General features: G+C 39.7%; 16 protein-coding genes. 13 read left to right on the top strand and 3 right to left on the bottom strand.

Features of this window, described 5'->3' with window-relative positions:
* Nucleotides 1-68 precede the first annotated feature (68 nt).
* The 13 genes from J4N46_RS10905 (at nt 69) to J4N46_RS10850 (ending at nt 14,300) form a co-directional block, all read left to right on the top strand.
* The gene (locus J4N46_RS10905) at nt 69-5,528 is read left to right on the top strand and encodes an alpha-2-macroglobulin family protein (protein WP_208059318.1); all 5,460 of its coding nucleotides are present in this window, start codon (nt 69-71) and stop codon (nt 5,526-5,528) included.
* Nucleotides 5,529-5,732: 204 nt separating this feature from the next.
* Complete coding sequence (locus tag J4N46_RS13055; protein WP_449506385.1) at nt 5,733-5,996, top strand: DUF805 domain-containing protein; 264 nt, start codon at nt 5,733-5,735, stop codon at nt 5,994-5,996.
* Between the two features lie 44 nt (nt 5,997-6,040).
* Entirely contained in the window at nt 6,041-6,178 is a 138-nt protein-coding gene (locus J4N46_RS13050) for a hypothetical protein (protein WP_449506384.1), read from the top strand.
* 662 nt (nt 6,179-6,840) lie between these two features.
* Nucleotides 6,841-7,578: a type III pantothenate kinase gene (locus J4N46_RS10895; protein ID WP_208059355.1), complete on the top strand. Its 738-nt coding sequence runs from the start codon at nt 6,841-6,843 to the stop codon at nt 7,576-7,578.
* Entirely contained in the window at nt 7,575-8,849 is a 1,275-nt protein-coding gene (locus J4N46_RS10890) for an outer membrane protein transport protein (RefSeq protein ID WP_208059316.1), read from the top strand. Before J4N46_RS10895 ends, J4N46_RS10890 begins: the two co-directional genes overlap by 4 nt.
* A gap of 14 nt (nt 8,850-8,863) precedes the next feature.
* Nucleotides 8,864-10,204, top strand: a complete 1,341-nt coding sequence (locus J4N46_RS10885) for a hypothetical protein (protein WP_208059315.1) — start codon at nt 8,864-8,866, stop codon at nt 10,202-10,204.
* A gap of 72 nt (nt 10,205-10,276) precedes the next feature.
* On the top strand, nt 10,277-10,846 hold the full coding sequence (gene lptC, locus J4N46_RS10880; protein ID WP_034556748.1) for an LPS export ABC transporter periplasmic protein LptC: 570 nt from the start codon (nt 10,277-10,279) through the stop codon (nt 10,844-10,846).
* Nucleotides 10,847-10,862: 16 nt separating this feature from the next.
* Nucleotides 10,863-11,042 carry a hypothetical protein gene (locus J4N46_RS10875; RefSeq protein WP_208059314.1) on the top strand — a complete coding sequence of 60 codons (180 nt, stop codon included), beginning with the start codon at nt 10,863-10,865 and terminating at the stop codon, nt 11,040-11,042.
* Entirely contained in the window at nt 11,042-11,266 is a 225-nt protein-coding gene (locus tag J4N46_RS10870) for a uroporphyrinogen decarboxylase (RefSeq protein WP_208059313.1), read from the top strand. The genes J4N46_RS10875 and J4N46_RS10870 overlap by 1 nt, the downstream gene beginning before the upstream one ends.
* A gap of 121 nt (nt 11,267-11,387) precedes the next feature.
* The gene (locus J4N46_RS10865; RefSeq protein WP_208059312.1) at nt 11,388-11,678 is read left to right on the top strand and encodes a hypothetical protein; all 291 of its coding nucleotides are present in this window, start codon (nt 11,388-11,390) and stop codon (nt 11,676-11,678) included.
* A gap of 7 nt (nt 11,679-11,685) precedes the next feature.
* Entirely contained in the window at nt 11,686-11,976 is a 291-nt protein-coding gene (locus tag J4N46_RS10860; protein WP_208059311.1) for a cell division protein ZapA, read from the top strand.
* A gap of 238 nt (nt 11,977-12,214) precedes the next feature.
* Entirely contained in the window at nt 12,215-13,780 is a 1,566-nt protein-coding gene (rny, locus tag J4N46_RS10855; protein WP_208059310.1) for a ribonuclease Y, read from the top strand.
* A 16-nt stretch (nt 13,781-13,796) separates the two neighbouring features.
* Nucleotides 13,797-14,300, top strand: coding sequence for a mechanosensitive ion channel domain-containing protein (locus J4N46_RS10850; protein WP_009415176.1), 504 nt, complete (start codon nt 13,797-13,799; stop codon nt 14,298-14,300).
* A 192-nt stretch (nt 14,301-14,492) separates the two neighbouring features.
* On the opposite strand, the gene J4N46_RS10845 is transcribed toward J4N46_RS10850, so the two are convergent.
* From J4N46_RS10845 to J4N46_RS10835, 3 genes are read right to left on the bottom strand one after another with little or no spacing between them, the layout of a single operon-like run.
* Nucleotides 14,493-15,647 (bottom strand): 5-(carboxyamino)imidazole ribonucleotide synthase, encoded by a 1,155-nt coding sequence (locus J4N46_RS10845; protein ID WP_208059309.1) that lies wholly within the window; start codon nt 15,645-15,647, stop codon nt 14,493-14,495.
* A gap of 1 nt (nt 15,648) precedes the next feature.
* Nucleotides 15,649-16,695, bottom strand: coding sequence for an endonuclease/exonuclease/phosphatase family protein (locus J4N46_RS10840; RefSeq protein WP_208059308.1), 1,047 nt, complete (start codon nt 16,693-16,695; stop codon nt 15,649-15,651).
* A gap of 10 nt (nt 16,696-16,705) precedes the next feature.
* Nucleotides 16,706-17,620, bottom strand: coding sequence for an ABC transporter ATP-binding protein (locus tag J4N46_RS10835; protein WP_208059307.1), 915 nt, complete (start codon nt 17,618-17,620; stop codon nt 16,706-16,708).
* Between the last annotated feature and the right edge of the window lie 7 nt (nt 17,621-17,627).

Raw genomic sequence — 17,627 nt, 5'->3', positions numbered from 1 at the left:
TCTTGTATGTTTCAAAAAATATTTTTACCTTTACCGCCTCAATTATAAAATCCAAAAATTATAGTGATATGAAAAAAATAACTTTCTTACTTCTCTCATTGCTTACCTTATTTGCGTGCAAAAAGGATAGTGATTTCAACAGTAATCCGTTGATATTCAAAGAGTATATCGCGGGATTTACTTCAGGGCTGATAAGTTCGCACACGCAGCTGAACATTCTTCTGAATCAGCCTATACCGCAAGACAAATTGGATAAAGTAAATGAGTTGAACCTCTTTGAAATATCGCCAAAAGTAAACGGTAAAGTAGTGGCAGTAAACGCTACGCAAATTAGCTTTGTGCCAGAAAAACCTTTAGAGCAAAACACTCAATACCGAGTGTCATTTAGCCTTAAAAAACTATTTTCTGTAAAAAAAGAATTGCAACTTTTTAACTTTACGGTTAAAACACTAGAGCAGGCATACAGAATTAAAGACAACGACTTACAATCGTATAACCGCGATCTTTATTTCCTCAATGCTGAATTTTTAGCAAATGACCAAGTGGACTATTCGGTTGCTAAAACTCTTTTCAGTGCTTCGCTGGACGGCAAAACTGTGCCTGTAAAATTTCAGTCGCAAGGCTCTAATAACAAATTTGTGATTGTTTTTGACAGTCTTCCTCGTTTGGACAAAGAACAAACGCTTACTGTAAAATGGAACGCTAAAGATGTAAGCGAGGATAAATTGCTTCCTTTTAGCTTTACAATTCCTGCAAAAGGTGATTTTAAGCCTTTGAGTGTTAAGAATGAAGGGGGTAACCAGCAGCTATTGGTTAATTTTTCTGACCCTTTGGATAAAAACCAAGTGTTTAACGGGCTGGTAAGTCTTTCTAATACCGATACTGAACTGAAATACAGCGTGAATGGTAACGTTTTGAAGGTATTTCGTGAAGAAAAACGAGAAGGTGATTACAAATTGCGGGTAAACCAAGGAATAAAGAATATTTATGGACAGGTACTTGCTAAGGATTATACTTTTGATGTGAGCTTTACCCAGCAAAATCCTGACTTTCGCTTCCTAAAGAGCGGGGTGATATTGCCAAGTTCGGAGAATTTGAAAATCAATTTCCAAACGATTAACTTGCGTGCGGTAAATGTAACGGTATATCGTATTTATGAAAATAATATCTTGCAGTTTTTGCAAGAAAATGACCTCAGTGAGGGGTATTACATTCGCCGTGTGGGGAAACCTATCGCTCGCAAGGTGTTTAAACTTACCGATGGGGCACTTTATCCGCTAAACGATTGGAATACTTATTCGCTTGATTTGGCTTCAGTAATTACACCTGAACCTGGAGCTATTTACAAGGTGGAATTGGGAATGACTAAAAACTATTCGCTTTACACTTGTGGTGCTGAAAATACGGAGCCATTAGACCTTTCGTTTGAAGAAAAATCATTGGACGATGATGATTACGAAGATTATGATTATGAAGCTTATGGCTATTACGAAGAGGAGATCAGTCCTTGTGATGATTATTACTATTATGACAAAACTATTAGTACCAACGTATTGGCTTCGGACTTGGGGGTAATTGTAAAGAAAGGACAGACTAACAACTACACCTTTATAGTAAATAATATTCTAAATACTCAGCCTGTAAAAGCAGCTAACATAGAAATATTTGATTATCAGCAACAAAAGATACACGAAGGCAAAACGGATAGCAATGGTTGGCTGACCGTAAACTTAAGCAGGAAGGCTTATTTTGCTAAGGTTCAAAAAGAGGGCTATACGACTTACATCAAGATAGATGATGGTGAACAACAATCGGTTAGTAAATACGATGTAGATGGTTTGCGCTTGCAAAAAGGCTTGAATGGTTACTTATACACTGAGCGTGGCGTGTGGCGACCAGGAGATAGTATTTACGTGGGCTTTATTTTGAACGACTACGCTCAAAAAATACCTGAAAGTTTGCCTATAAAACTGCGATTTACCGACCCTTATGGTAAGGTTATCACTGAACGTATGCAAACATCAAACCCTTCTAACCACTATGTATTCCGTTTGAAAACTTCGGCAGATGCTCCTACAGGTTCTTGGAATGTACAGGTATCGGCGGGTGCTGCTAATTTTAGTAAAAACATTAAAATAGAGACTATTAAGCCTAACCGCTTGAAGATTGATAATGACTTGAATGGCAAGCTTATATCGGCTTCGGGGGCAAATGCGAGATTGAAAGTGCAATGGCTACACGGTTCGCCAGCAGCTAATACGGGGGTGAGCGTAAAGGCTAAATTTTTGCCTACCACTACTACTTTCAAAAGCTATGAAAAATATAACTTTGACAACCAAGCTTATAGCTTTGACAGCGAGGAGGTGGATGTGTATGAAGGCAATACCGATGGCAATGGATTGGCTACTTTCTTCTTTGGAATGAATAAGATGCAAGCGCCTGGTATGCTGAAAGTTAATTTCCTTACTCAAGCTAACGAAAGCGGTGGTGACTTTAGTACTGATGTGAGTACAGCTTCGTATTCGCCTTATAAAGAATACGTGGGCTTACAATTGCCAGAGCCTAACAAATACAATTACCTTAGCACCGAGAAAGACCAAACTTTCCGTGTGGTAGTGTTATCTGAAAATGGTAAGCCTTTGGCACATAAAGAGGTGAGCGTGGCGGTTTACAAAATAGGTTGGAACTGGTGGTGGGATGCTACCAACCAAAATATATCTACCTATAATAGTAGTGATAGCAACGCCCTCTACGGCACTCAAAACATAACTACTGATGCTAATGGTAAAGCACAATTCAGCCTTAATATTGCAGATAACGATTGGGGTAGGTACTTTATTTTGGTTACTAATGACGATAGTGGACACAAAAGTGGCTCTACTGTTTATTTTGATTGGGATAACTGGTCGGGCAAATCGCGCAAAGCAGAAGGTAGCGAGGCGGTAATGCTGAGCTTGGGTACGGATAAAAAATCGTATAATGTGGGTGAAAAGGCTAATATTTCATTCCCTTCGGATAAAGGAGGACGCGCTTTGATATCGATAGAAAATGGTAGCAGTGTATTGGAAACTTATTGGGTGGAAACTACTGCTGGAGAAACTTCTTACTCGCTACCTATAACAAGCAAAATGAGCCCTAATGTGTATTGCTACGTTACATTGTTGCAACCTCATAGTCATACGGCTAACGATGCGCCTATACGCCTTTACGGGGTAGTGCCTCTTTCGGTAGTAGATAAAAATACTACGCTTGAACCTGTTATACAAGCTCCTGAAAAGTTTGTTCCGCAGAAAAAAGCAACGATAAAAGTGAGCGAAAAAAGTGGTAAACCAATGAGCTATAGTTTGGCGATTGTAGAAGATGGGTTGCTAAATCTTACTCGCTTTAGAACGCCCAATCCTTGGAATGTATTCTTTAGCAAAACGGCTCTTGGAGTAAAGACTTTTGATATTTACAACGATGTGATTGGTGCTTATGGGGGTACTATCAACCAAGCCTTTAGCATTGGTGGTGACGAAGATTTGGGAGGTGGAGAGGCTCAAAAAGCGACTCGTTTTAAACCTTTTGTAATATTCAAAGGTCCTTTTAACTTGAAGAAGGGCAGCACTGACACTCATAATGTGGAGATACCTAACTATATGGGTTCGGCAAGGGTGATGGTAGTGGCTTCTAACGTAGAGCAAAATGCTTATGGCTTTGCTGAAAAGAAGAATGTGCCGGTATACAGTCCGTTATCGTTATTGGGTTCTTTGCCACGTAAGGCAGTTCCTGGTGAGAAGGTAGTACTGCCTGTAACGGTATTTGCTATGGAAAAACAGGTGAGGAATGTATCGCTGAACGTTGAAACTAATGGACAATTTAAAGTAGTAGGCAGTCGCAGTCAGCAGCTTAACTTTAGCAGTACAGGCGAGCAAATGGCTTATTTTGAGCTGGAAACTACTAATACGGGTATTGGAAAAGTAAAAATAACAGCTTCATCGGGTAATGAAAAAGCTACTTACGAGGTAGAAATGGATGTTTATAATCCTAACCCCATTACATATGCTATACAGAATGTAGTGCTTTCGGCAGGGGAATCGCAAAAGCTTAGTACACAGCCTTTGGGCAATGACGGTCGTTATACGCTTGAGGTATCAAGTTTCCCGAGTGTGAATTTAGCACAACGCTTGGGCTACCTAATAAGCTATCCTCACGGTTGTGCAGAACAGATTACTTCGGCAGCATTCCCTCAGTTATTCCTCACTGATTTTGTGAGTCTTACTAAAGAAAAAATTGATGAGGCGAGCCGTAATGTAAACAGTGCTATCAGTCGCCTACACGAAAACCAACTTACCAATGGAGGCTTTAGCTATTGGAAGGGCGGCAGGTATGCCGATAACTGGGCTACTTCATATATTGGGCAGTTTTTTGTAGAAGCGGAGAAGAGGGGGTATGTACTTCCTTCGGGCAGTAAGCAAAAATGGTTGAACTACCAAAATGACGAGGCGCGCAATTGGCACTTTGAACCTGAATACCAAAACGATTTTGCACAGGCTTATCGTCTTTATACTTTGGCATTGGCAGGTAATCCTAATATGGCAGCGATGAACCGCTTGCGTGAAACTAAAGACATTAGTGCTAATGCAAAACGTACTCTTGCCGCAGCTTATGCTCTTGCAGGACAAAAACAAGCTGCTGCTAAGCTATTTGATACCATAGGTTTGGACAGCGAAAACGAAGCGTATTTCTATTACGGCTCGGCATTGCGCAATAAAGCTCTTGCTATGGAAACCGCCTTATTGATAGGAAGAAAGAACGATGCGGCTCGTTGGGCACACGAAATTGCTGATAAGCTCTCTTCCAACGATTGGATGAGTACCCAAACTACGGCTTATTCGCTTTACGCTATGGCTAAATATATAGCGGTAAATAAAGCTGGTAAAGGTGTTGCCGCTAATTATACTGTAAATGGAAAAACTGAAAGCCTCAATACTTCCGAAGCAGTAGTGCAAGTAGTGCTACCTGTGAAAGGACAAACCAGCGTACAAGTGAAGAATACAAGCAAACAAACGCTATATGTAAACCTTATCAGTAGAGGTATATTGCCTGTGGGTAATGAATTGGCTATACAAAATGGTTTGTCTATCAATACTACTTATCGCGATAGCAAAGGACAGAAGATAGATGTGACTCATTTGCAACAAAGTACTCAATTTACAGCTGTGATAGAGGTAGCGAACCTTACTGGAGAATTTGTTGATAATATAGCTCTTACGCAGTTGATTCCGTCAGGATGGGAAATTATCAATACTCGCTTTACCGATTACGGCAACAATGAAAACCCTGATATTGATAATATAGATATTCGTGACGATCGTGCTAACTTCTATTTCTACTTGCGAGGCAATCAGAAAAGAACGCTTGTGTTGAAACTAAACGCTTCATATGCAGGTCGTTATTACCTTCCAGGCACTTATGCCGAAGCGATGTACAACAATCGCTATAACACTCGTACCAATGGCAATTGGGTGGAGGTAACGAAGAAGTAAAAGGGATATTTTTTTCAACAACGGGGAACTGAAGTTACGTTATAAGCGTGGGCATTCCTTTTTGCTTTGGTGTGCAGCCTTTGGTCGGGCTCCTGTAGTAAGTAAAAAAGGAATGCATCACGTTTTTTTATGGATTAAACAGAATAAAAAGGCAGTAACCGAAAAGCCTGTAACAGAGTAGGTATGATTTTAAATTTTTAAATTATGTTTAAAGCATCTTTTTCATTTTCAGGACGTATCCGTAGAACTGAATACGGGATATCTATGATTATTATACTTTTTACTAGCTTAATTCTTAACTTAATCCTTGGGGTAGTTACTTTGGAAAAATTTAAAAACTTTTATAATAACAATTCTTCCGATATAGTAATACTAGTAGCTACACTAATAGGACTAGTCATAAAAATACCTATATTTTGCTCTTTATTTGCGAAAGGGTATGGTGAAGATCCTAAAGGTAATAATTGAAAAGTTTTGTTTTGTGAGGGCGATTTGCCAATCGCCCCTACAATGTGAATAAATATCCTCCTGCCCCAAAGGGGGAGGTAGTGCATGTGTGGTGCAAAGTTTGGCAAAGTGTGTGGCGTATGTACAACAATCGCTATAACACTCGTACCAATGGTAATTCGGTGGAGGTGACGAAGAAGTAATGGAGAGAATACTCTAAAAAAGATTTTTTGTAATTTCAAAAAAACTTGTAACTTTGCAGAAAATTGCAAATGATTAAAAATAAATAGTTTGCCAAAGGCTGTTGTTTTGCAACCTTTGGCAATATTTTTATAAACATCCCCCTGCCCCAAAAGGGGGAGGTGGTGACATTGTACTATAAGTAATTGATTATCTATAAAGAGCCTGTCTGAAAAGTTTTGTTTTGTGAGGGCGATTTGCCAATCGCCCCTACAATATGAATAAAAGAGATTGATTATCTTTCTGAATTTTGAATTCTGAATTCTGAATTTTGAATTGATGGGACTTGTAAGACGGGTGGGACTTGTAGGACTTGGGGGAGATGTGGAAATAATAAGTAACATTCCCCCTTTAACACATACTCCGATGCACCAGCTCGCGGACTTTCTTTTAAAAAGGGGGACACGCTCTTATTATAGTAGGCACGAGCTACAAGCTCGCGCCAGCGGGGGATTATCATAGCAATAAACTTTGGCAAACTCTGAAACATCCCCCCTTCCCCCCTTCAAAAGGGGGGGAGATGCCGAAGTTGTACTATTAAAGACTTTTCGGACAGCCTCTGTGTGGTGCAAAGTTTGCCAAAGTGTGCGGTGCTATGTATATTGTTGTAAACGAGAAAACGATGATGAATTTAATTATAGATGAGGGAAATAGCTCTATAAAAATAGCCTTATTTGAGGAAAATAGGTGCAAAATATTTAAAAAAATAGAAAATGAAACAGTTTTAGCACAGTTTTTGCAGGAATTTTCTCTTGGTGAGCTGAGGGCTGCTGCGGTGGCTTCGGTAGTAAAGGATGCTGAACAACGTTTTTCGTTCTTAAACAATATATTGCCTGAAGTGTTGTACCTGAATGCTCTCTCTCCGATGCCTTTTGTCAATAAATATGCTACCCCCCAAACTTTGGGAATAGACCGCTTGGCTCTGGCTGCAGCAGGAGTACACCATTTTCCTAACTGCAATGTGCTGATTATTGATGCAGGGACTTGTATCACTTTTGATGTGGTTACCAAAAATAAAGAATACTTGGGCGGGGCTATCGCACCAGGGATAGGAATGCGCCTGCGTGCAATGCACGAATTTACCTCGAAACTACCACTTATAGAAGAACAAGACTATGATAATGAGGAGTTTATAGGTAATACTACCCAAAGCTGTATGCTCTCGGGGGTATATTGTAATGTGGTGCAAGAAATAGAGGGAGTTATAGGTTTATACAAGCAGCGTTTTCAGGATTTAGAAGTAATTTTAACAGGGGGAAATCATTTTTATTTGCAAAAACGGATAAAAAGTCGGATATTTGCAAGCTCATTAGTGTTGGTGGAAGGACTTAACGCCATACTTGAATATCAAAAACAACTATGAATAAGAAGCTAAATACACTTATTATTACTTTATTATCAGTTACTTATACGGCTATAGCGCAACAAACTACTGAGTCGCCGTACTCATTTTACGGAGTGGGCGAACGCAACTTTGGAGGGCTTACCGAAGAAAGTGCTATGGGGGGCGTAGGCGTTTTTGCCGATAGTACGCGGGTGAATATTCAAAATCCTGCTGCATTGGCTTCGCTAAAATATACTTCGTTTTCGGCAGGGCTTACAATGCAGTCTAAAAAGATTGTTACCAGCACTCAAAAACTAAATGTAGGGGCTTCTGCCTTTGATTATGTGGTGTTGGGCTTTCCCATTACGAAAAACTTAGGAATAGGCGTAGGCTTACTACCTTATTCATCTGTGGGTTATAAAATAAAAAGTACGGTGGGCAGTAACAACTACCAATATGAAGGTCGTGGTAATGTAAACCAATTTTTTGGTTCGGTAGCTTATAAAGTATATGATGGACTGCAAGTGGGGGTTTCTATGAAATATCACTTTGGCAACATTGCAATGAAAGATGTGATGCAACAACACAATGTGGAGTTTTACACACAAGAGGAAAGCAAATCGGTACTTAGTGGGGCAGTGTTTAACCTTGGCTTGTACTATCAGCATACATTGCAGCAGCGTTTGCGCCTTTATAGTTCGCTGGTTTATACTCCTGAAAGCAAGTTGTCGTCTGAAAATGAACGTACTATTTCGCTATTGAGCTATATCAACAACGGGAAACAGGGTACACAATTGGCGGTGCGCAACGGCAGTACGGTAGATTTAGCTGCCAAAGGCTTGAAAAACACCAAGCTCACTCTTCCTGCCCAAACTGAAATAGGCTTGGGCATAGGAGCTCACCAACAGTGGTTTGCTGGGGTAGCATATACTTTTACGGCGAATAGCAAGTTTTCCAATCCGTTCTTGAGCACTACTAATGTGGGCTATGAAAATAGTTACAAGCTGAGTGTGGGCGGTTTTTGGATACCGAACTACAATTCGTTTAGTAGTTATTGGCACAAAGTAACTTATAGGGTTGGTTTTAGGTATGATTCTATGGGAATAGTGCTAAATGGTGAGCGGCTGAACGACTTTGGCACGTCTTTTGGACTTACCCTACCTGTAAAAGGATTTTCAAACCTTACGGGAATGATAGAGCTGGGGCGCAAAGGGACGCTTTCGACTGGAGTACTCAAGGAAAACTATATCAATTTGAAAATAGGATTTACACTTAATGACAAGTGGTTCCAAAGAACTAAATATCAATAAAAACACGAGAAAAGATGAAAAGAAGGTTACTAACAGCACTAATAGTTGGCTTATTTGCTAGCTTAGGGGCTCAAGCCCAAGATTGTACTCAGAATGAGGAAATGAGACAAAAACTCTCAATATTTAGTGAATATGCTAAGGCACGCAATTACAACGAAGCATATCCTGTGTGGAAGGAAGTGTATACAGGTTGCCCTAAACTGCACTATGCTGTTTTTGCTTATGGTGAGCGTATTTTGCAAGATAAGATAAAAAATAGCACTGGGAGTGCAAAAGAAGCGTTTGTAAAAGAGCTTTTGGAATTGTACACCAATTACAACAAAACGTTTGCAAGCCGCTTGAGTGCTACTGAAATGCGTACTAAGCAAGCCTTATTGATGTTTGACGAAAAAGTAGGCACAGATGAGGAAATCTATAACTTGCTAAATGCGGCGTTCAACGAAGATAAAGCTAACTTTAAGAATGAAAAAGCGTTGTATTTGTATTTCTCTGAACTGGTAACTTTGCACGAAAAAGGCAAAAGGGAGCTACAAGAGGTATTTGACGCTTACGATAATATCTCGGAAAAAATACAAGACGAGAAAAACGAGCTTTCTAACACTATCAACCAGTATTTGGCACAAGAAGAAAACGGAACTATCAGCGATAACGATAAAAAGCTGCTTGATATGAGCCGCAAACGTGTGGATAACTACGAAACTATCAGCGAAAGTATTGATGCTAAATTGGGTAAATTGGCAGATTGTGATAAGCTGATACCGCTATATACTAAAAACTTTGAGGCTAACAAAACTAACGAGGAGTGGTTGCGCCGTGCGGCAGGGAAGATGTCGGACAAGGATTGTACAAAAGACCCTTTGTTTGTGAAGATAGTAACTTCGCTACACGAGGTGAAACCATCGGCTAACTCGGCTTACTACCTTGGTGTAATGAGTGATAAGGCTGGACAAAGTGCTAAGGCAATACAATACTACAACGAATCGGTGGATTTGGAGACAGATAACTTCAAAAAGTCAAAATTGTTGATACGTATTGCTACAAAACACAGCAAGGCACAAGCAGTGGCTTATGCACAAAAGGCGTTGAGCTTTAACCCTTCAAACTCTGATGCTTATCGTATTATGGCGCACGCTTATGCAAGTTCGGCTAACGAATGTGGTAATACTGCATTTGAAAAACGCGCAGTGTATTGGTTGGCAGCACAAATGGCTCGCAAGGGTGGTTTGGAAAGTTTGGCAGCGCGCTATGAGGCATTGGCACCTTCTAAAGCTGATATATTTGAATCGGGCTTGGCAGGCAAAAGCATTAGCTTAAAGTGCTGGATAGGGCAATCGGTAGTAGTACCAAGACTATAGAATTAGGAAATTAGCAAATTTGAAAATTTGGGAATTAGGAAATTAGCAAATTTGAAAATTAGATTTGCAAGTATGAATAGAATAGATACATATAAATTTGTGAAAAGTATTGCTGCACTATTGTGTGTGGCAATGCTTTTTTCGTGTAATAATGATATGCGTAACTTGCAGGAACTGAATTTGCGACATAAATTTCCGCAGGGCGAGGCATATAACTTTAAATTGGTGTACACTGATTCGAGCTTAGTGGTGGCTGAACTCACGAGTCCTCTGAACGAGGATTATACGAACCAGCATATGCCTTATTCTGAATTTCCTGAGGGGCTGAAAATAGATTTTTACGACCAACAACGCCATAAAAATACGGTGGAAGCGTGCTATGGGATTATTTACCCTACAATGGGAATGGTAGAGCTGCGCGATAGTGTGCGGCTTACTACCTATGATGGAAAACGCTTGCGCACAGAACAATTGTACTGGGATCAAAAAGAAGATTGGATTTTTACGGATAAGGAATTCGACTTTAGAGATGATGCAAAAGGGACGGTTACTAAAGGAATAGGTATGGATTTTGACAAAAAATTTTCTACCGTTAAAGCACATAAAACTACAGGAATATTGGCTATAGAAGATAATGATTAACCATAAAATATAAGATATGAATGCACGCTCATTTTTTGATTATGCCTATTTGGCGATAGCTGCGTATGCGGGTTATAATGCTTATGAATGGTGGGGAAAGGATACAAAAAGTTGCTATCTGAACCTTGCTTTTGCAGTGGCTGCTGTGGCTATGTTTTTCTTCCGCAGGCGATTACGCTATAAAAAAAATAAATAATGACAGAAATAATAGGCTATGGGGCTTCGCTATTTGTAGTGCTTAGCTTCCTAATAAAAGATAATATAAAATATATACGGCTTACTAATTTGGTGGGCTGCTTGCTATTTGTGTGGTATGGTATTTTGATAAATAGTATCCCAGTGGTGCTGCCCAATGCTTTTTTGGTAGTGGTACAAATAGTGTATGTGATGCGTGCTACACGTGTCAAGCCACAGGAATAATAATTTATATAATGCTGATAATTAAATAGTTGTATATATAGCTGAAATATTTATGTAAAAAAATTGTTTTTTACATAAATATGCTTTATTTTTGCAGCAAAATATTTAGTGTTTGTTACCGATGAGTAGTATCAGTGAACTTGCAGATTTATTAACAGATAGAGTTCTGTTACTAAAGGAAAAGATAGATAAATTGGAGCAGGAGAATGATAAGCTTAGGAGGGAAGTGTTGCAACTGGAACAAGCTGAACTACGAGCTAAAGAAGAGACGGCTGAGGTGAAAGGAGAAAATGAGGCACTGAAGGTAGCAAACCGAATATTGGGCAGTAAAGATCATAAAAAAGAAACGAAACTAAAGATAAATTCACTCATCAGAGAGATAGATGCGTGTATAGTTCAACTTTCAAAATAGGGATTTTATGAACAAAGAGCAATTAAAGATAAAACTTGCTGTAGGCGATAGGTTTTATCCTTTGTTTGTAACGCCTGCACAAGAGGAGGGTTTTAGGATTGCTGCAAAGCGAATCAATGAAATGATAAAAAACTTTGAACAAAATTATGCTTTGCAGGATAAGCAAGATGCACTTGCTATGTGTGCTATAGTGCTTGCACAGGAATGTGCCGAACTGCGCCTTGTAGCAAATAGCGATGTTGCAAACGCTAAAGAGAAATTGGAAGGGCTATGCAAGCTGATGGATATGATGATATAAAATACGTACCTTTACATAGAAAAATTTACTGCCTATATTGATTGACCTTTCGGTAAACTCAACATTAACATTTCACAAAAGGGTAATGTTCTAGTGGCTAAAGCGCGCCGTCATAGTTTCTATGCTACGGATACTTGCCCCACTGGGTATCCCTAAACCTGTTTTTCAGAGTTTTACGTGAAACACTGCAATCAATATAGGCTTTTTTTATATATCAAATTTATTTACAAAAAAGAAAATGACAAGTATTATAGTAATTATTGCTGTTTTTATCATTGCTCTTGCAGCTGGTTTTGGCATTGCAAAGGTGCTGGAAAAAAAGAATGCATCAGAAATTATTCTCAATGCCGAAGCTGAAGCTGAAAATGTATTGAAAAACGCAAAGAGCGAGGCTGAAAACATTAAAAAAGACAAGATTTTCCAAGCAAAAGAGAAGTTTTTAGAACTAAAAGCAGAGTATGAAAAGACTGTAAGTGCGAAAGATAAAAAAATGGCTGAGGCTGAGAAGCGCATTAGAGATAAAGAATCACAGGTATCTAATGAATTGGCTCAAAATAAACGTCTAAAAGATGAACTTGAAACCAAAACTAAAGAGGCTGACCATAAATTACAGACTTTAGAAAAAAAACAAGAGGAAATAGAACGCTTGCACAAAAGCCAAGTACAGCAATTGGAAGTAATATCGGGGCTATCGGCTGAGGAAGCGAAAAAACAACTTACTGACTCGCTAAAGAGTGAGGCTCAGGCTGATGCAATGGCGTATATACAAACTACAATTGAGGAGGCTAAACTTACAGCCCACCAAGAGGCTCGCAAGATTGTTATCAATACTATACAACGCATAGGTACAGAAGAGGCTATTGACAACTGCGTATCGGTATTTAACCTTGAATCGGACGAGGTGAAGGGTAGAATCATTGGTAGAGAGGGGCGCAATATACGCGCTTTGGAAGCGGCTACTGGGGTAGAAATCATTGTAGATGATACTCCTGAGGCTATTATCCTTTCTTGCTTTGATGCAGTACGCCGCGAGATTGCTCGCCTATCATTGCACAAATTGGTTACCGATGGGCGTATTCACCCTGCACGTATAGAAGAAGTGGTGGAAAAAACTACAAAACAAATAGAAGAAGAAATTGTAGAAATAGGAAAACGTACGGTAATAGACCTTGGTATTCACGGTTTGCACCCTGAACTAGTGAAATGTGTGGGTCGTATGAAATACCGTTCGTCATACGGGCAAAACTTGTTGCAGCACTCTCGTGAGGTATCTAAACTCTGTGGTGTAATGGCTGCTGAATTGGGACTAAACCCTAAACTTGCTAAACGCGCTGGATTGCTACACGATATAGGAAAAGTGCCACAAATAGAAAGCGAAACACCTCACGCTTTATTGGGTATGGAATGGGCTGAAAAATATGGTGAAAAACCCGAAGTGTGCAACGCTATTGGGGCGCACCACGATGAGATTGAAATGACTTCATTACTCTCGCCTATAGTGCAGGTGTGTGATGCTATCAGTGGGGCTCGCCCTGGGGCTCGCCGCCAAGTGCTTGACTCGTACATTCAGCGATTGAAAGACTTGGAGGATGCTGCCTTTACTTTCCAAGGAGTGAAAAAAGCTTATGCAATACAAGCTGGTAGGGAATTGCGCGTGATTGTGGAAAGTGAAAAGGTTACTGATGATAAAGCGGCAGAATTGTCATTTAACCTTTCACAAAAAATACAAACAGATATGACTTATCCTGGACAGGTGAAAGTAACAGTAATACGCGAGACTCGTGCTGTGAATATAGCGAAGTAATTATAAAACAATAACAATGATAGAACAAAAATATTTATACCAAATAATAGCTACAATAGTAGCTCTTGTGATATTTATGATATTGCGCTACTTGGTGAATACTATCATTGATAATATAGGAAAAACTTCGGAGTTTGCAGAATCACGGACGCAATTGGTGAAAAAGTATATAGATTACTTCATCTATATGCTTGCACTACTTGTGATTATCTCTATTTGGGGGATAAAGCCAGAACAGATATTTCTTTTTATATCATCGGTACTTACAGTTATAGGGGTTGCTTTCTTTGCACAATGGTCTATCTTGAGCAATATTACTGCGGGGATTATACTGTTTTTCTCCTCTCCTTTTAAGATAGGGAATGTGATAAAGATTATGGATAAGGACTATCCTATTGAGGCTAAAATAATAGATATTAGATCGTTTTATACGCTACTGAAGACGGCTAAAGGAGAGGAAATCACCTTTCCGAACAACTTACTACTACAAAAAGGTGTTGTAGTAATGAATAATATTTAATAATAAAAAAGAAAGATTTAAGAGGCTACTCAAGAAAGTTTGGTTTAACTTTTAAGGGTAGCCTCTTTTTATGTTTACAATGTTGTTCCACCGTGAGACAGATATTTGTGTAGGAAGTGGAATTGTTGCAATTTTGCAGCCTAAAAAAATGCGTTCTTTGACATTTTGGGATAATAAATATAGGTAATGCTATTATGCAATTACTTTAATGGTTTGCTTAACTTTCTCGGCTATAGCACGAGCTTGGTTAATATCCTCATTAATGATGGTTACGTGTCCCATTTTACGGAAAGGGCGGGTTTCTTTCTTGCCGTATATGTGTGGGGTTACACCACTCATTGCCATTATTTGTTCTATATTTTCGTATATTACCTTACCTTGATAACCTTCAGCTCCTACTAAATTGACCATTACTCCTGCAGTTTTGCTATCAGTGTTGCCTAAAGGGAGGTTTAGGATAGCGCGTAGGTGTTGTTCAAACTGGTTGGTATAAGCTGCCTCGATACTATAATGTCCTGAGTTGTGTGGGCGTGGCGCTACCTCGTTTACCAGTATATCATCGTCTTGGGTTTGGAAGAGCTCTACTGCTAAAAGTCCTACTACTTGAAGGGCTTCGGCTACTTGTAGCGCTACGGTGCGTGCTTTGTGGGCTACCTCATCGGGAATGCGTGCTGGGCAAAGTACATACTCCACCTGATTAGCCTCTGGATGAAACTCCATTTCTACTACAGGGTAAGTGGTAATTTCGCCATTAGGGTTACGTGCTACAATTACTGCTAATTCTTTTTTGAAAGGTACTAAGGTTTCGGCGATACATTCTTCGTTGGGGAGCGTATCAAGGTCGGTGAGGTGGCGTACAATCTTTACGCCGTTACCATCATAGCCAAAACGCGCTGCTTTCCATACAAAGGGTATATTTACTTCATTATTTACAACGGCTTCTTTGAGGTTTTCAACATTACAAAAGACCTTAAAAGGAGCTGTAGGAATATTATGAGCAGCGTAAAATTGCTTTTGTCTAGCTTTATTTTGTATTGTTTTGATAGTAGTGGGTGAGGGGTATATTTTTACGCCTTCGCTTTGTAGCTGTTGTAGGGCTTCTACGTTTACATTTTCAATTTCTATGGTAAGTACATCTACAGCCTTTCCGAAGTTATAAACGGTGTTGTAATCGGTGAGCGAGCCTTGAGTGAAAACATTAGCCCCAATGCGGCAAGGAGCTTCGGTGCTGGGGTCTAAAACGCAGGTGGTAATATCATATTTACGAGTCTCGGTAAGGAGCATTTTGCCTAATTGTCCTCCGCCGAGTATTCCGAGAGTAAAATCTGAAGAAAAATAATGTGCCATATTATTTCTTGTTTTTTGGTTTTTTAATTAAGTAGATACATACGGGATAATGGTCTGAATAGCCCCAAGTGTAGTTACCGTTTGCCATACTGCGAAAAGGGTAGCCTTTATAACGCCCCGTTTGGGTAGTTAAATAATCGGGATTGAATACAGAGGCTTTCCAATAACGATAAGATGATTTATCGCCTTTTAGGACATCGTATGTAAAGTAAATCTGGTCGAATAAATTCCATTTATCTTGGTGAGCAAGCGTTCCCATACCTTTATTGTACATTGTTTCCATAGGGTTGAAGAGGTCGCCTTTCTGAACGTCTTCTTTTTTATCTTTGGTTTGGAGTATTTTTTTGAAAGAAGAGTTGGTAGGGTCATCATTAAAGTCGCCCATAGAAAACACTTTGGCATTAGGGTCTATTTTCAGCAATGAATCTATGATTTGTTTATTGAGGGCTGCGGCTTCTTCGCGAAGGTGGCGGCTACGGGGTTCTCCTCCTAATCGTGAAGGCCAGTGATTTACGATGAAGTGAACCATTTCACCATCTAATTCGCCCGAAACAAGTAGCTGGTCTCGGGTGTTTAGTGGGGTACCATCATCTTTATAAACGTGAAGCGGGTGAGGGAATGAAGAAATTGGCTTGAAAGCACTCTTTTTGTAGATAAGAGCTACATCTACACCGCGGTTATCAGGAGAATCGTAATGGATGATACCATAGTTATAATCTTTTAGGTAGGAAGTATTGATAAGGTCGGCAACTACTGCTTCGTTTTCTACTTCGGCAAGCCCAATAACATCAGGAGCACTATGGGTAACATCGTTGCCAATTTCGGAGAGTACTCTTGCTATCTTTTGTACGTGGTCGTTATAGCACTTGCTTGTCCAGCGGTCGGCACCTTCGGGAGTACGGGCGTCATCTAATGTATTAGGGTCGTTGATGGTATCGAACAGGTTTTCTACGTTATAAAAAGCTATGGTGCGCACTGCAAACTTCTTAGGCTGTGCACAAGCAAAGGTAGTGAGTAGTATAAATGCGAGTATAATTATCTTTTTCATTTTAGTTCTTTTAGTGATTAGTGGCTAAATGCACTATACGTTCTTTTTCAATAGGCTTGTTGCTAAAGAAGAATACCTTATCCTCTTGGCATTTAGCTTCTATAAGATATTGATTACCTTGGAAATAGCTGTTTTGTACAGTAGCCACCCAAGCAGAGTGAGCTACTACTGATATTTGGTGAGGTTTTAGCAGTTTTTGATTGTGAGAAGTAACTTCACCAAATAGTGAAGCCGTATAAAAATCACTATCTTGGTGATATATAGTAGCAGTATCACCAAAGGCTATGAGCTGCCCGTCTTTCATAATGAGCGCTTTATCAGAATATGAGAGCGCATCTTTGCCATCGTGAGTAGCTACAATACAGCTAATGTTTTGCTTTTTCAGATAAGCAAAAAGAGTACGTTGTAAGTCGTTTTTTCTAAAGTTATCTATTTGGCTAAAGGGCTCGTCCAGCAGGAGGAGCTGAGGCTCTTGGGCAAGAGCTACTGCAAGCGCTACACGTTGCTTTTCGCCACCGCTAAGGTTAATAGGTTGTTGCTGAGCATATTGCTGCATTCCTACAAGGGTGAGTAGCTGCGTAGTACGTTGTTTTTTGTACTTCAAATTAAGGTTAGAAATAAATTTCCCCACGTTTTCGGCTACCGTGTGATAAGGACGCAGCCCGAAGTCTTGGGCAAGGTATTTCATAGATTTGAATCCAGGCACCAATTGGTATGAAGGTCCCCATACCCGTTCTTCACAAAATCGTATTTCGCCCTCTTGCAGGTCTACAAGCCCATATATAGCTTTTAGGAGTGTGCTTTTCCCGCAACCACTTTCTCCCATAACCGATAGATGCTCCCCTTGTGGTAAGTGAAAAGAAATGTTTTTTAGTATAGGTTGTTCGGCGGTATAGGAATAGTATATATTATTTACTTTGAGCATTTTATGT

The sequence above is a fragment of the Capnocytophaga bilenii genome, from assembly GCF_017565765.1.
GTDB classification, from domain to species: Bacteria; Bacteroidota; Bacteroidia; order Flavobacteriales; family Flavobacteriaceae; genus Capnocytophaga; species Capnocytophaga bilenii.
This window is presented reverse-complemented; position numbering and strand designations above follow the sequence as displayed.

Coding starts and splice junctions, on each gene's coding strand:
- J4N46_RS10905 (WP_208059318.1), top strand. CDS start 69: ATGAAAAAAATAACTTTCTTACTTCTCTCATTGCTTACCTTATTTGCG.
- J4N46_RS13055 (WP_449506385.1), top strand. CDS start 5,733: ATGTTTAAAGCATCTTTTTCATTTTCAGGACGTATCCGTAGAACTGAA.
- J4N46_RS10895 (WP_208059355.1), top strand. CDS start 6,841: ATGAATTTAATTATAGATGAGGGAAATAGCTCTATAAAAATAGCCTTA.
- J4N46_RS10890 (WP_208059316.1), top strand. CDS start 7,575: ATGAATAAGAAGCTAAATACACTTATTATTACTTTATTATCAGTTACT.
- J4N46_RS10885 (WP_208059315.1), top strand. CDS start 8,864: ATGAAAAGAAGGTTACTAACAGCACTAATAGTTGGCTTATTTGCTAGC.
- lptC (WP_034556748.1), top strand. CDS start 10,277: ATGAATAGAATAGATACATATAAATTTGTGAAAAGTATTGCTGCACTA.
- J4N46_RS10875 (WP_208059314.1), top strand. CDS start 10,863: ATGAATGCACGCTCATTTTTTGATTATGCCTATTTGGCGATAGCTGCG.
- J4N46_RS10870 (WP_208059313.1), top strand. CDS start 11,042: ATGACAGAAATAATAGGCTATGGGGCTTCGCTATTTGTAGTGCTTAGC.
- J4N46_RS10865 (WP_208059312.1), top strand. CDS start 11,388: ATGAGTAGTATCAGTGAACTTGCAGATTTATTAACAGATAGAGTTCTG.
- J4N46_RS10860 (WP_208059311.1), top strand. CDS start 11,686: ATGAACAAAGAGCAATTAAAGATAAAACTTGCTGTAGGCGATAGGTTT.
- rny (WP_208059310.1), top strand. CDS start 12,215: ATGACAAGTATTATAGTAATTATTGCTGTTTTTATCATTGCTCTTGCA.
- J4N46_RS10850 (WP_009415176.1), top strand. CDS start 13,797: ATGATAGAACAAAAATATTTATACCAAATAATAGCTACAATAGTAGCT.
- J4N46_RS10845 (WP_208059309.1), bottom strand. CDS start 15,647: ATGGCACATTATTTTTCTTCAGATTTTACTCTCGGAATACTCGGCGGA.
- J4N46_RS10840 (WP_208059308.1), bottom strand. CDS start 16,695: ATGAAAAAGATAATTATACTCGCATTTATACTACTCACTACCTTTGCT.
- J4N46_RS10835 (WP_208059307.1), bottom strand. CDS start 17,620: ATGCTCAAAGTAAATAATATATACTATTCCTATACCGCCGAACAACCT.